Here is a 13888-nt window from a genome sequence, read left to right on the forward strand (position 1 = left end):
GTCAGTACTTCGGCCCGACGTGAGCGTCCATGAGGGCGACGGACGCGCGTCGGGCTACGGAGATGTTGTACTTCTTGCCCGCGCGGGTGCAGTGGGTCCATTCGATGCCGAGCTTGTCCAGGGTGTCGGTGTAGAGCCGCCGGATGTCGTCGGAGACGTTGGTGAACCAGTAGCGCGGGTACTCGTAGCGCTTGCGCACGCCGCCGACCATCCTGGTGGTCCAGTTCATGTTCCGGCATCCGTCGGAGTGGATGAGCCCGCGAACGAACTCCCATGGGTGTGCGTCGATGATCTCCTGCTGCCAGACGTCGAGGACGATCGGGCGTTCGTGTTTCTTGCCGGGCCCATGTTGAGGGAACACGCATGTCCAGTGCTTGCTAAAGGACTTCACCTCGACGCAGCCGTTTCTGTGGCGTCGTCCGGTGCGCGGCATGGGCATCACTCTGCGCATCGTCGACTCCGCCTCGTCGATCAGTCCGGGCCAGGTTTCGCCACAGAAGATCGACAAGTGATGCTGCTTGGGCTTGGAGATGATGTGGCCATCGCCCAGATAGAGCCCGAGGAGATACGCATAGGCGATGCGGTCAATGTCCCGGCCGGTGCAGGCCGGGCAGTCCGTGGGCTGCGTGTACTGCACGCCGCGCTGTTTGCGGTCCTCGTGCAGCCACCAGCCGATCGTCCCGCGAGGCACGTTCAGCAGTTCTGCGGTTGCTCGATTGCTGATACCGCTTCGCAGGAGGGCGAGCGCTTCGTCACGTATCAACGGATTGTGCTGGTCCATGCGACGGAGTCTTGTGCGCGATTCGCTGGTATGCCCCGCAACCGAAGGGATGTTCACCGGCAAGTGTGAAGATCAGTAACGCAGAGATGAACCTGGGAATCGAAGGGAGAGTGCCCTGGGTGGGATTCGAACCCACGCTGTCGGTGGTTTGAGCACCGTGTCTCTTCCGCTGGACTACCAGGGCTTGGCTTAGGATCAAAGGTTAGCTGAGACCCGCTGTAACTCAAACATACAGGAGCTAGGTAGGCTCAGGTAGCAGCACCTGCCTTGAAATGAGGAGCATCTTGACCACCCCCGAGTCGCCCCAGCCCGTAGACGCCGTCGACGACGACAAGTCGCACGTCCCGCCGCTGACGACCCGCGTCGTCATCGCCGAGGACGAGGCGCTCATCCGTCTCGACCTCAAAGAGATGCTGGAGGAAGAGGGCTACTCGGTCGTCGGCGAGGCCGGTGATGGGCAGAAGGCCGTCGAGCTGGCCCGGGAGCACCGGCCTGATCTGGTGATCCTGGATGTGAAGATGCCGGTGCTCGACGGGATCTCCGCCGCCGAGAAGATCACCGAGGAGTCCATCGCCCCGGTCCTGATGCTGACGGCGTTCTCGCAGCGGGATCTGGTCGAGCGGGCCAGGGACGCCGGGGCGATGGCGTATCTGGTGAAGCCGTTCAGCAAGAGCGATGTGGTGCCGGCCATCGAGATGGCCGTGTCCAGGTTCGCGGAGCTGAAGGCGCTGGAGAGCGAGATCGCCGACCTCTCGCAGCGGCTGGAGACGCGGAAGCTGGTGGACCGGGCGAAGAGCATTCTGCAGACGGATTACGGGCTCTCCGAGCCGGCCGCGTTCCGTTGGATCCAGAAGACGTCGATGGACCGCCGGATGTCGATGCAGCAGCTGGCGGAGGCGTTGATCGAGGACGCCGAGGAGAAGAAGAAGTCCGCGGAGTAGCGGCGTAACGCGTGTACGAAGAAGGGCCCGCAGCCGGAGGACATCCGGTTGCGGGCCCTTCTTCGTGGGTGGGGGCGCTCAGTCCTCGCCGAGGTAGGCCTTGCGGACGGATTCGTCGTGGAGGAGGTCGGAGCCGGTGCCCGAGAGGACGACCTTGCCGACTTCCATGACGTGGCCCCGGTCCGCGAGGGAGAGGGCTGCCTGGGCGTTCTGCTCGACGAGCAGGATCGTGGTGCCGGAGGCCTTGAGCTCCACGATGGTTTCCATGATCTTCTGCATCATGATCGGTGAGAGGCCCATGGAGGGCTCGTCGAGCATGAGCAGTTTGGGCTGGGACATGAGGGCGCGTCCCATGGCGAGCATCTGCTGTTCGCCGCCCGAGAGGGTTCCCGCGGCCTGCTTCCGGCGTTCTCCGAGGATGGGGAAGAGGTCGTAGGCGCGCTGGACGTCCTTGTCGATGCCTGCCTTGTCGTTGCGGAGGTAGGCGCCGAGGAGGAGGTTCTCGGCGATCGTCAGCCGGGGGAAGATGTGGCGTCCCTCGGGGGAGTGGGCGATGCCCAGGGAGACGATCTTGTGTGCGGGGATGCCGGCGAGGGGTTTGCCGTCGAAGAGGATGCGGCCGCCGGAGGGCTTGAGCAGCCCGGAGAGGGTGCGCAGGGTGGTGGTCTTTCCCGCGCCGTTGGTGCCGATGAGGGTGACGACCTGGCCGGCTTCGACGGTGAAGGAGATTCCCTTCACGGCTTCGATCTTGCCGTAGGCGACGTGGAGGTCTTCGACCTCGAGCAGTGCGGTCATCGGGTGTCCTCCTCCTCGGTGGTGGTGGCGGTGGCGTCCGGCTTTCCGGAGCCTGTGGCGGTGGCTTCGGCGGCTTCGACCTCGGCGGCTTCCTCGGCGCCGGGGGCGCCTTCGAAGGGGGTGCCGAGGTAGGCGGCGACGACGCGTTCGTCGCTCTGGACGACGGGGGCGGTGCCTTCGACGAGCTTTTCGCCCTGGACGAGGACGGCGACCCGGTCGCAGAGGTTGAAGATGAACCGCATGTCGTGCTCGATGACGAGTACGGCGGTGCCCTGGTCCCGGATGGCGAAGATGAGCTCTTCGGTGACGCGGGTTTCCTGGGGGTTCATGCCGGCGGTGGGTTCGTCCAGGAGGAGGAGGCCGGGGTCGCTGGCGAGGGCGCGGGCGATCTCCAGTTTGCGCTGGTCTCCGTAGGGGAGGTTGCGCGCGAGGTGGTCGGCCTTGTCGGCGAGGCCGATGAACTCGAGGAGTTCCATGCAGCGTTCGCGGCTGGCGTTCTCGGCCTTGTTGTAGCCGGGGAGGCGCAGCAGGGCGGACCAGAGGCCTTCCTTGGTCCTGGTGTGGCGTCCGACGAGGACGTTTTCCAGGACGGTCATGTTGGCGAAGAGCCGGATGTTCTGGAAGGTGCGGGCGATGCCTGCCTGGGTGACGAGGTGGGGCTTGGGCGGCAGGACGGTGCCCTTGTAGCTGACCTTGCCCTCGGTGGGGACGTAGAGGCCGGTGAGGCAGTTGAAGAAGGTGGTCTTGCCGGCGCCGTTGGGTCCGATGAGGCCGACGATCTCGCCGGCGTTGACGGTGAGGTCGACGCCCCGTACGGCGGTGAGGCCGCCGAAGCGCATGGTGACGTTGCTGGCGTCGAGGACCGTGGTGCCGGTGGTGGGTGTGGCTGTGGTCATGGTGGTCACGCCCCCGCCTTCGTGGTGCCGGCGGCTGTGTCGGTGAGTGGTGTGTCGGGTGGTACGTCGAGTTGGCCGGTCTCGTGGAATTCGAGCTGCTTCCTGCGGTCGGCGACGAGCCCTTCGGGGCGGAAGCGCATCAGGAGGATGAGTGCGAGTCCGAAGAGGAAGAGCTGGTAGTCCTGCATGAACTGCAGTTTGGCCGGGATGAGGTAGAGCAGTGCGGCGCCGACGAGGGGTCCGCTGAGGGTTCCCATGCCGCCGAGGATGACGGCGGCGAGGAGGAACGCGGAGTTGGGTGGTACGGATCCGGCGAACTGGTACTGCTCGGGGGTGACCGTGTAGGAGACGTGTGCCTGGACGGTTCCGGCGAGGCCGGCGAGGGTGGCGCCGAGTGCGAAGGCGAGCAGCTTGAGCCGGAAGGCGTTGATGCCCATGGCGGTGGCCGCGGTCTCGTCCTCGCGGATGGCGACCCAGGCGCGGCCGATGCGGGATTCTCCGGAGCGTCGGAACACGAGGACGACGACGGCGGTGAAGACGAGCATCAGCAGGTAGTAGTTGGCCGACCTGCCGAGGGTGAAGCTGCCGATGTCGTGGCTGATTCCGAAGTCGAAGCCGAGGAGTTGCAGGTCGGGGATACTGGGGATGCCCTGGGACCCGTTGGTGAGGTCGGGGCCACTGACGCCGTTGAGGGCGTTGACGGTGAGGCGGAAGATCTCTCCGAATCCGAGGGTGACGATGGCGAGGTAGTCGCCGCGGAGGCGGAGTGTCGGGGCGCCGATGACGACGCCGAAGACGAGTGAGGCCGCGGCTCCGGTGAGGACGGCGGCCCAGAAGGGGAACTGGACGCCGATGGGGGAGAGGGGGCTGCCGGAGACGAGTGCGGCGGCGTAGGCGCCGACGCCGAGGAAGGCGACGTATCCGAGGTCGAGGAGGCCGGCGAGGCCGACGACGACGTTGAGGCCGAGTGCGACGGTCGCGAAGATGAGGATGTTGGCGCCGATGAGGGCGTATTCCTCGTTCTGCTGGGTGAAGGGGAAGCAGAAGGCGGCGACGAGTGCGGCGCACAGGGTGATGTTGCGGTGTTTGGCGGTGAGGGTGGTGACGCGGGCGATGAGTCCGGCCCGGGTGAGTGCGGTGAAGCCGAAGGCGATGGAGATGACGTAGCCGATGAAGAGTTCGGCGTATTCGGTGTCGATGCCGTAGGCGAAGACGTAGAGCGCGACGCCGAAGGCCGCGGCGGTGATGAGGATCTCGGCCCAGGAGGGGAGTGCCTTGGCGCGGGCGGGTGCCGGTGCGCGGAGGCTCCCGAGGAATCGCTTGAAGAAGCCGGCGGTGTCGTCGTTCGGCTGGTCGTCGGGGAGGCCGAGGGCCGCGACGGTGGCGATGAGCGCGCCGACGAGGCTGATCCAGGCTCCGGGTTCGAGTTCGACCAGTCCGAGGAGGTTGCCGTTGTCGTCCTTGGTGAGGATGACGGCGATGACGGTGTAGGCGGAGGCGATGAAGGTGCCGATGGCCAGCAGCCGGGTGGGGCTGTTGGTGCCGCCGGGGGTGAGCCAGCGCAGGCCCTTGATGCCGTATCCGGAGAGGGCGTACAGCAGGGTGAGTGCCGCGCTGATGAGGACGAGGACCTGGAGTCCGCCCGGGTATCCGGTGACGGTGAGGTTGCCGGGGAAGGTGCTGGTGTAGGTCCAGGCGAGGAAGGTGCCGATGAGGGCGAGTGCGGCGCCGGTGGTGGTGGCGGCGCGTGCTGCCGTGGTGGGCAGGGGGATGAGGGCGCTGTGCGCGGCGGGGGTCGTGGTGGTCATGGGTATCACGCCCTGTCCGCGACGCGTTCGCCCAGGAGGCCTTGCGGGCGTATGAGGAGTACGAGGATGAGGAGTGCGAAGGCCCATACGTCCTTCCAGGCGCCTCCTCCGAAGAGTTCCATGCCGGGGATGTCGCCCATGTAGCCGGTGGCGAGTGCTTCTGCGATGCCGAGGACGATTCCGCCGAGCATGGCGCCGTAGATGTTGCCGATGCCGCCGAGTACGGCTGCGGTGAAGGCCTTGAGGCCCATGATGAAGCCCATGCGGAAGCCGATCTGGCCGTTCTTGAGCCCGTAGGCGACGGCTGCGACGGCTGCGAACGCGGCGCCGATGGCGAAGGCCATGACGATGATGCGGTCGGTGTTGATGCCCATGAGCTTGGCGGTGTCGGGGTCCTGGGACGTCGCCTGCATGCCGCGGCCCGCGCGGGTCTTGGAGACGAAGAGGCCGAGGGCGAACATGCAGACGGGTGCGGCGATGAGGACGAAGATGTCGCCGCGCTGGATGTGGGCGCCGAAGATGTCGATCGCTTCGCCCTTGAACTGGGGGAAGGAGCGGTCCTTGGTGGCGTTGGGGTACCACATCCAGATGGCCTGCTGGAGTGCGAGTGCGAGGCCGATGGCGGTGATGAGGGGGGCGAGGCGTGGTCCGCCGCGCAGGGGTCGGTAGGCGAAGCGTTCTGCTGCGACGCTGATGGCGACGGAGCAGACGACTCCTCCGACGATCATGAGGGGTATCGCGGCGAGGAGCGAGAATCCGGACGGAAGCCCGAGGTAGACCGTGAGGGCTCCGAAGCCCCCGATCATGAAGATCTCGCCGTGTGCGAAGTTGATGAGCTGGATGATTCCGTAGACCATCGTGTAGCCGATCGCGATGAGTCCGTACATCGCGCCGAGGATGAGTCCATTGGCCAGCTGTTGCGGCAGTTCGTGCACCGCAGGGCCTCCGTGGGGTGGTTCGGATATGGCACCGCGCGGGAGCGCTCGTAGCGCTCCCGCGCGGTGTTGTGTGTGCGTGCGCTGTGGCCGTGGGGTCCTGGACGGACCTATTCGACGGCTTCGCTGAGCTTGGAGGCCCACTTGCCGCTGGTGACCTGGTAGGCGGTCATCATGGTGTTGGTGGTGTCGCCGTATTCGTCGAACGAGACGGGGCCGGTGACGCCGTCGAACTTGACCTTGCTCATGGCGTCGAGGACCTTGGCGCGGGCGTCGTCGGGGAGCTTGCCGTCGTTGTCGGCGGCGACGGCCTTGACGGCCTCGATGATGGACCAGGCGGCGTCGTAGGTGCCGCCTCCGTAGGCCTCGTAGGCGTCCTTGTATCCGGCGGTCTTGTAGTCGGCGATGAACTTCTTGGCGGAGTCGAGTTCCTCGACGGGCTTGCCGACGGAGGTGGCGATGTCGCCTTCGGCCTTCTTGTTGAGGCTGATGAAGTCGGCGCTGTACATGCCGTCGCCGCCCATGAGGGGGATCTTCACGCTGTCCTTGAGCTGCTGGCTCAGGGGGGCGCCGGCGGGGTACTCGCCGCCGTAGTAGACGGCCTTGGCACCGGAGCTCTTGACCTTGGTGACGACGGAGTTGAAGTCGCGGTCGTCGGGGTTGATGTGGTCGGTGCCGACGATCTTGCCGCCGAGGTCGGTGAAGGTCGTCTTGAAGGAGGCGGCGAGGCCTGCTCCGTAGGGCTTCTGGTCGTCGATGAGGTAGACCTCCTTGACCTTCGCCTTGTCGAAGAGGTAGTTCGCGGCGAAGGCGCCCTGGATCGCGTCCGTGGTGGAGGTACGGAAGTAGGTCTTGAAGGGGCGCTTCTTGTCGCCGGTCTTCCAGTCGTTGCCCTGGGTCAGCTCGGTGCCGGTGTTGGCGGGGGAGACCTGGGTGAGGCCGGCGTCGTTGAGCGGCTTCTGCATCGACTGGGCGACGCCGGAGTTCAGCGGGCCGACGACGCCGACCAGGTCCTTGTTGCCGATGAACTTCTGGGAGTTCTGCTGGCCGACGGAGGGCTGGGCCTGGTCGTCGAGTGCCTGGAGCTCGAATTTGATGCCGGGGGCCGTCTTGTCGGCGTTGGCGGTCTTGACGGCGAGGTCGGCGGAGTTCTTGATGCCGAGGCCGAGGGCGGAGAGGTCGCCGGTCAGGGGTGCGTCGACACCGATGACGACGGTCTGGGTGTCACCGCCGCCGCTGCCACTGCTGCTGTCGTCGTCGCGCGATCCGCAGGCGGTGAGCGTGAGAGCGCCTGTGGTGAGCACTGTGGTGAGTATGAGCAAAGAACGGTGTCGCACGAAAGGTCCTTTCCCTGGCGCGGCCTCCTCTGCTGAGGTGCCGTAACGATCGCCGGGCCCTACTGGTCGATACAGGTCCGTGCAGCAGACGCGCCCGGCGGCGCGGTGACTGGCCGTGACTCTATGGGCAGGTGCGGGGGTGCGGGATGGGTCCGGTGATGATGTGACTGTCTTGTTATGCCGTGGGGAAGGCTTGTTGGCCGCAGTGTGGAGGTGTACGGCTTTTGCCCGGGGGGCCGGATGACCGCATGGTGAGAACCCGCAGCTCTGCTAAGGGGCTTGGGGTGATCTTGGTGCTGTCACGTGGGCCGGGGCGCGAGAGGTGCGGGGGAGAGCCGGCGGGTCGGGCGGGGGCGGGGGTGTGCCCTTTTTCGTGTATTGCACAGATGTTACGGAGTGTTACATCTGTGGGATGCGTTTGAGGTGCGGTTGGGGTGGGTTGCTGCTGAAGTGGGTCATGGAACGCCTGTGGCGGTCAAGGGTGTTGACCGTGCGTGTCCGTCAACTTCCTTCAGGGGATCCGGATATGACTCTGCCCGGTCCGGTATGCGGTGCGCATATCGGACCGGGCAGGGGTGTTGAGGGGAAGAGGCCGAGGCCCTGGGTCAGCCGGCGGCGGGGCCGGGTGCGTCGCGGAGCAGGCAGGTGAGGCGGGCGGTGCAGACCCGCTTGTCGTGCTCGTCGGTGATGACGATCTCGTACGTGGCGGTGGAGCGGCCGCGGTGGACGGGGGTGGCGACGCCGGTCACGAGGCCGCTGCGGGCGCCGCGGTGGTGCGTGCAGTTCAGGTCGACGCCGACGGCGAGCTTGGTCGAACCGCCGTGGAGCATGGAGCCGACGGAGCCGAGCGTCTCGGCGAGTACGGCGGACGCGCCGCCGTGGAGCAGCCCGTAGGGCTGGGTGTTGCCCTCGACGGGCATGGTGCCCACGACGCGTTCGGCGGAGGCCTCGACGATCTTGACGCCCATGCGCTCGCCGAGGTGGCCGGCGGAGAAGAGGGCGGGGAGGTCGACGCCGAGTGCGGCGTACTCGTCGATGATCTCCTGGGGGAACGTGGGTGCGGTGTGCTCGCCCATGGGGTCCTGCTCCGATCGGGTACGTCTTCCGTTGCTGTCCGCACTGTTCTTATCAGACAGCTGAGCGTGCGCTTAGGGGTGTGGGTGCTCGGCTGTCTCGAAGCGGATGACGACGGACTTGCTCGCCGGGGTGTTGCTGGTGTCGGCGGTGGAGTCGAGGGGGACGAGCACGTTGGTCTCGGGGTAGTAGGCGGCCGCGCAGCCGCGGGCGGTGGGGTAGTGCACGACGCGGAAGCCGGGGGCGCGGCGTTCGACGCCGTCCTTCCATTCGCTGACGAGGTCGGTGTAGGCCCCGTCGGCGAGTCCGAGCGCGTGGGCGTCCTCGGGGTTGACCATGACGATGCGACGGCCGCCCTTGATGCCGCGGTAGCGGTCGTCGAGGCCGTAGATCGTGGTGTTGTACTGGTCGTGGGAGCGCAGGGTCTGCAGGAGCAGCCGGCCTTCGGGGACCTCGGGGTATTCGACGGGTGCCGCGGTGAAGTTGGCCTTGCCGGTGGCGGTGGGGAAGCGGCGTTCGTCGCGGGGGCCGTGCGGGAGGCTGAAGCCGCCGGGCTCGGCGACGCGGGCGTTGAAGTCCTCGAAGCCGGGGATCACGCGGGAGATGCGGTCGCGGATCGTGTCGTAGTCCTTCTCGAAGTCCTCCCAGGGGGTGGGGGAGGCGGGGCCGAGGACGGCGCGGGCGAGCCGGGCGATGATCGCGGGCTCGGAGAGCAGGTGGGGGCTCGCGGGGGTGAGGTTGCCGCGCGAGGCGTGGACCATGCCCATGGAGTCCTCGACGGTGACGATCTGCTTGCGGCCGGCCTGGATGTCCTTGTCGGTGCGGCCGAGGGTGGGCAGGATCAGGGCGCGGGTTCCGGTGACGGCGTGCGAGCGGTTGAGCTTGGTCGAGACGTGGACGGTGAGCCGGGCGCGGCGCATGGCGGCTTCGGTGACGGTGGTGTCGGGGGTGGCGGCTATGAAGTTGCCGCCCATCGCGAAGAAGACCTTGGCGTCGCCGTCGCGGAGCGCCTGGATGGCCCGTACGACGTCGTAGCCGTGGTGCCGGGGTGAGGTGATGCCGAATTCCTGGTCGAGGGCGTCGAGGAAGGCTGCGGACGGCCGTTCGAAGATGCCCATGGTGCGGTCGCCCTGGACGTTGGAGTGGCCGCGCACGGGGCAGACGCCGGCGCCCGGCCTGCCGATGTTGCCGCGCAGGAGAAGGAGGTTGACGACCTCGCGGATGGTCGGCACGGAGTGCTTGTGCTGGGTGAGGCCCATGGCCCAGCAGACGATGGTGCGTTCCGAGGCGAGGATCATGGCGAGCGCCTGCTCGATGGTCTCGCGGTCGAGGCCGGTGGCGGTGAGGGTCTCGTCCCAGTCGGCGGCGTCGGCGGCCCGGGTGAACTCCTCGTACCCGTGGGTGTGTTCGGCGATGAAGTCGGTGTCGACGGCGCCGTCGGTCCCGATGATCATTTTGTTCAGGAGGCGGAAGAGCGCCTGGTCGCCGCCGATGCGGATCTGGAGGAAGAGATCGGTGAGGGCGGTGCCCTTGAGCATGCCGAGGGGCGTCTGGGGGTTCTTGAACCGCTCCAGGCCGGCCTCGGGCAGCGGGTTCACCGAGATGATCTTCGCGCCGGCGGCCTTGGCCTTTTCGAGGGCGGAGAGCATCCGGGGGTGGTTGGTGCCGGGGTTCTGTCCGGCGACGATGATCAGGTCGGCCTGGTGGAGGTCCTCCAGGCTGACGCTGCCCTTGCCGATCCCGATGGTCTCGGTGAGGGCGGACCCGGACGACTCGTGGCACATGTTGGAGCAGTCGGGCAGGTTGTTGGTGCCGAATTCGCGTGCGAAGAGCTGGAGGAGGAACGCGGCCTCGTTGCTGGTGCGCCCCGAGGTGTAGAAGAGGGCCTCGTCGGGGGAGGAGAGCGCGGTCAGCTCCTCGGCGATGATCTCGAAGGCGCGCTCCCAGGTCACGGCCTCGTACCGGTCGCCGCCCTCGGGCAGATACACAGGTTGCGTGATGCGTCCCTGCTGGCCGAGCCAGTAGCCGCTGCGGGTGGCCAGGTCGGCGACGGGGTGGGCGGCGAGGAAGTCGGGGGTGACACGGCGCAGGGTCGCTTCCTCGGCGACGGCCTTGGCGCCGTTCTCGCAGAACTCGGCGGTGTGGCGCTTGTCGCCCTCGGGCCAGGCGCAGCCGGGGCAGTCGAAGCCGTTCTTCTGGTTGACCTTGAGGAGGGTCTGCGCGGTGCGCCGGACGCCCATCTGCTGCTGGGCGATGCGCAGGGTGTGGGCGATGGCGGGCAGCCCGGCTGCGGCGTGCTTGACCTCGTCGATCTGCGGGGTGTCCTGGACCGGGTCACCGGTCGGGGGCTTCGTGGCCATGGTGCTCCCCTTCGAGCCGTCGGTCGTCTACTCGTCTGCTTCGTCTTCTTACGTCTTTCCGGTCCTACGATCCTGTCATGCACGCGCGCCGCTGTGCTCCCCGGGAACCGGGCGGGCTCCGAGGGCGCCCCGGGCGTGGTGGAGGGGCGGGGATGGAGCGCGGCCGGTGCCGGGGTGGAGCGCCGGCCCCGAGGCCGGCGGACGGTCCCGGATTGTCAGTGGTCCGTGGCAGGATCGGGGGCGTGGCTGAGACGGCATCGAAGAAGACGGCAGACAACCGACCGCGCCTGCTCCTCATGGACGGGCACTCCCTGGCGTACCGGGCGTTCTTCGCCCTGCCCGCGGAGAATTTCACGACGGCGACGGGGCAGCCGACGAATGCCGTGTACGGCTTCATGTCGATGCTGGCGAACACGCTGCGCGACGAGGCGCCCACGCATTTCGCGGTGGCGTTCGACGTGTCCCGCAAGACCTGGCGTGCGCAGGAGTTCCCGGAGTACAAGGCGAATCGTTCCAAGACCCCCGACGAGTTCAAGGGGCAGGTCGAGCTGATCGGCGAGCTTCTGGACGCGATGCACGCGGACCGGTTCGCGGTGGACGGCTTCGAGGCGGACGACGTCATCGCGACGCTGGCCACGCAGGCCGAGGCGGCGGGCTTCGAGGTGCTGATCGTCACGGGTGACCGGGACTCGTTCCAGCTGATCACCGACCAGGTGACGGTCCTGTATCCGACGAAGGGCGTCTCGGAGCTGACGCGCTTCACCCCGGAGAAGGTCCAGGAGAAGTACGGGCTCACCCCCGCCCAGTATCCGGACTTCGCGGCGCTGCGGGGTGACCCCTCGGACAACCTTCCGGGGATCCCCGGTGTGGGTGAGAAGACTGCGGCGAAGTGGATCAACCAGTTCGGTTCGTTCGACGAGCTGATCGGGCGTGCCGACGAGGTCAAGGGCAAGGCGGGCCAGAATTTCCGGGACCACCTGGACGCGGTGAAGATGAACCGTGTGCTGACCGAGATGGTCCGTGATGTTGAGCTGCCGAAGACCCCGGCCGAGCTGGAGCGCGCTCCGTACGACCGCACGGCGGTCACGGGGGTGCTGGACATCCTGGAGATCCGTAACCCCAGCCTGCGTGAGCGGTTGCTCGCCGTCGACCCGGGTGCCGAGGACGCCGCTCCGCCGGAGCCCGCCGCCGGTGTCGAGCTGGACGGTGCGGTGCTGGGATCGGGCGAGGTCGCCCCCTGGCTGGAGGCCAACGGCGGGCAGCCGCTCGGTGTGATGACCGTCGACACCTGGTCGCTGGGCGTCGGCACGGTCACGGAGATCGCGCTCGCCGCCGCCGACGGGGCCGCCGCCTGGCTGGACCCGACCGAGCTCGGCGAGGCCGACGAGCAGGCACTCGCCGCATGGCTCGCGGACCCGGAGCGCCCCAAGGTCCTGCACAACGCCAAGAACGCCCTGCGGGTCCTGCCCGAGCAGGGCTGGCGCCTCGAGGGCATCACCATGGACACGGCGCTCGCCGCCTATCTCGTCAAGCCGGGCCGTCGTTCCTTCGCCCTGGACGCACTGGCCGTGGAGTATCTCGGCCGTGAGCTGGCCCCGGCCCCCGCGTCCGACGGACAGCTGGCCTTCGGCGCGGAGGACCGCGCGGAGGCCGACGCCCTGATGGCGCAGGCCCGTGCCGTGCTGGACCTCGGGGAGGCGTTCACCACGCGTCTGAAGGAGGTCGGCGCCACCGGGCTGCTGCACGACATGGAGCTGCCCACCTCGATCATGCTGGCCAAGCTGGAGCGGCACGGCATCGCCGCCGACCGGGCGCATCTGGAGGGCATGGAGCAGCAGTTCGCCGGTGCGGTGCAGCAGGCGGTGAAGGAGGCGCACGCCGCGGTGGGCCGTGAGTTCAACCTCGGCTCGCCCAAGCAGCTCCAGGAGGTGCTCTTCGGCGAGCTGGCGTTGCCGAAGACGAAGAAGACGAAGACGGGTTACACCACCGACGCGGACGCGCTGGCCTGGCTGGCGGCGCAGACCGAGCACGAGCTGCCGGTCATCATGCTGCGCCACCGCGAGCAGGCGAAGCTGCGGGTGACGGTGGAGGGGCTGATCAAGACGATCGGCGAGGACGGCCGGATCCACACCACGTTCAACCAGACGGTCGCGGCGACGGGCCGGCTCTCCTCCACCGACCCCAATCTGCAGAACATCCCCGTCCGCACGGACGAGGGGCGGGCGATCCGTCGGGGGTTCGTCGTCGGCGAGGGCTTCGAGACGCTGATGACGGCCGACTACAGCCAGATCGAGCTGCGGGTGATGGCGCACCTCTCCGAGGACGCCGGTCTGATCGAGGCGTTCACCTCCGGGGAGGACCTGCACACGACGGTCGCCTCTCAGGTGTTCGGCGTCGAGAAGTCCGCCGTGGACGCGGAGATGCGCCGCAAGATCAAGGCCATGTCGTACGGCCTGGCCTACGGGCTGTCCGCGTTCGGCCTCTCCCAGCAGCTGAACATCGAGGCCGGCGAGGCGCGCGTGCTGATGGACACCTACTTCCTGCGGTTCGGCGGGGTGCGTGACTATCTCCACCGCGTCGTCGAGGAGGCCAGGTCCACCGGGTACACGGAGACGATCCTCGGCCGCCGCCGCTATCTCCCCGACCTCAACAGCGACAACCGGCAGAGGCGCGAGGCTGCCGAGCGGATGGCGCTCAACGCCCCGATCCAGGGGACGGCCGCCGACATCGTGAAGGTCGCGATGCTGCATGTGGACCAGGCGTTGACGCAGGCGAAGCTGACGTCACGGATGCTGCTCCAGGTCCACGACGAAATCGTTCTGGAGATCGCAGCGGGCGAGCGCGAGCAGGTCGAGGAGATCCTGCGCCGGGAGATGTCCACGGCGGTCGAGCTCCGTGCGCCGCTGGACGTGTCGATCGGTGTCGGCAAGGACTGGGAGACCGCCGCGCACTGAGGCCCCG

10 protein-coding genes and 1 tRNA gene are annotated in these 13888 nt (G+C 67.7%); 2 read left to right on the forward strand and 9 right to left on the reverse strand.

Going from position 1 to position 13888, the window contains the following annotated elements:
* Position 1: 1 nt before the first annotated feature.
* Positions 2–781, reverse strand: coding sequence for a helix-turn-helix domain-containing protein (locus OG623_RS27105; RefSeq protein WP_406149984.1), 780 nt, complete (start codon positions 779–781; stop codon positions 2–4).
* A gap of 111 nt (positions 782–892) precedes the next feature.
* A tRNA-Leu gene (locus OG623_RS27110) sits at positions 893–965 on the reverse strand.
* A 100-nt stretch (positions 966–1065) separates the two neighbouring features.
* On the opposite strand from OG623_RS27110, the gene OG623_RS27115 reads away from it, so the two are divergent.
* Entirely contained in the window at positions 1066–1722 is a 657-nt protein-coding gene (locus OG623_RS27115; RefSeq protein WP_406149986.1) for an ANTAR domain-containing response regulator, read from the forward strand.
* Positions 1723–1800: 78 nt separating this feature from the next.
* On the opposite strand, the gene OG623_RS27120 is transcribed toward OG623_RS27115, so the two are convergent.
* The 7 genes from OG623_RS27120 to OG623_RS27150 all read right to left on the reverse strand — a co-directional run bounded on the left by OG623_RS27120 (position 1801) and on the right by OG623_RS27150 (position 10927).
* On the reverse strand, positions 1801–2517 hold the full coding sequence (locus tag OG623_RS27120; RefSeq protein ID WP_406149987.1) for an ABC transporter ATP-binding protein: 717 nt from the start codon (positions 2515–2517) through the stop codon (positions 1801–1803).
* Positions 2514–3413, reverse strand: coding sequence for an ABC transporter ATP-binding protein (locus OG623_RS27125; RefSeq protein WP_406152018.1), 900 nt, complete (start codon positions 3411–3413; stop codon positions 2514–2516). The genes OG623_RS27120 and OG623_RS27125 overlap by 4 nt, the downstream gene beginning before the upstream one ends.
* 5 nt (positions 3414–3418) lie before the next feature.
* A complete protein-coding gene (locus OG623_RS27130; RefSeq protein ID WP_406149988.1) occupies positions 3419–5221 on the reverse strand; it encodes a branched-chain amino acid ABC transporter permease in 1803 nt (600 codons plus the stop codon).
* Between the two features lie 5 nt (positions 5222–5226).
* The gene (locus tag OG623_RS27135) at positions 5227–6156 is read right to left on the reverse strand and encodes a branched-chain amino acid ABC transporter permease (RefSeq protein WP_406149990.1); all 930 of its coding nucleotides are present in this window, start codon (positions 6154–6156) and stop codon (positions 5227–5229) included.
* 110 nt (positions 6157–6266) lie between these two features.
* Complete coding sequence (locus OG623_RS27140) at positions 6267–7478, reverse strand: branched-chain amino acid ABC transporter substrate-binding protein (RefSeq protein ID WP_406152019.1); 1212 nt, start codon at positions 7476–7478, stop codon at positions 6267–6269.
* A gap of 620 nt (positions 7479–8098) precedes the next feature.
* On the reverse strand, positions 8099–8569 hold the full coding sequence (locus tag OG623_RS27145) for a PaaI family thioesterase (protein ID WP_406149991.1): 471 nt from the start codon (positions 8567–8569) through the stop codon (positions 8099–8101).
* Between the two features lie 72 nt (positions 8570–8641).
* A complete protein-coding gene (locus OG623_RS27150; RefSeq protein WP_406149992.1) occupies positions 8642–10927 on the reverse strand; it encodes an FdhF/YdeP family oxidoreductase in 2286 nt (761 codons plus the stop codon).
* Between the two features lie 242 nt (positions 10928–11169).
* Here OG623_RS27150 and polA point away from each other — a divergent pair, with 242 nt between their 5' ends.
* Positions 11170–13881, forward strand: coding sequence for a DNA polymerase I (gene polA, locus OG623_RS27155; RefSeq protein WP_406149994.1), 2712 nt, complete (start codon positions 11170–11172; stop codon positions 13879–13881).
* Positions 13882–13888 lie beyond the last annotated feature (7 nt).

Source organism: Streptomyces sp. NBC_01012 (genome assembly GCF_045162755.1).
In the GTDB taxonomy this organism is placed as follows: Bacteria; Actinomycetota; Actinomycetes; order Streptomycetales; family Streptomycetaceae; genus Streptomyces.

What these genes read in the sequence shown, in the direction of transcription:
- OG623_RS27125 (WP_406152018.1), bottom strand. Translation starts at nt 3,413, where the DNA reads ATGACCACAGCCACACCCACCACCGGCACCACGGTCCTCGACGCCAGC.
- OG623_RS27130 (WP_406149988.1), bottom strand. Translation starts at nt 5,221, where the DNA reads ATGACCACCACGACCCCCGCCGCGCACAGCGCCCTCATCCCCCTGCCC.
- OG623_RS27120 (WP_406149987.1), bottom strand. Translation starts at nt 2,517, where the DNA reads ATGACCGCACTGCTCGAGGTCGAAGACCTCCACGTCGCCTACGGCAAG.
- OG623_RS27105 (WP_406149984.1), bottom strand. Translation starts at nt 781, where the DNA reads ATGGACCAGCACAATCCGTTGATACGTGACGAAGCGCTCGCCCTCCTG.
- OG623_RS27150 (WP_406149992.1), bottom strand. Translation starts at nt 10,927, where the DNA reads ATGGCCACGAAGCCCCCGACCGGTGACCCGGTCCAGGACACCCCGCAG.
- OG623_RS27145 (WP_406149991.1), bottom strand. Translation starts at nt 8,569, where the DNA reads ATGGGCGAGCACACCGCACCCACGTTCCCCCAGGAGATCATCGACGAG.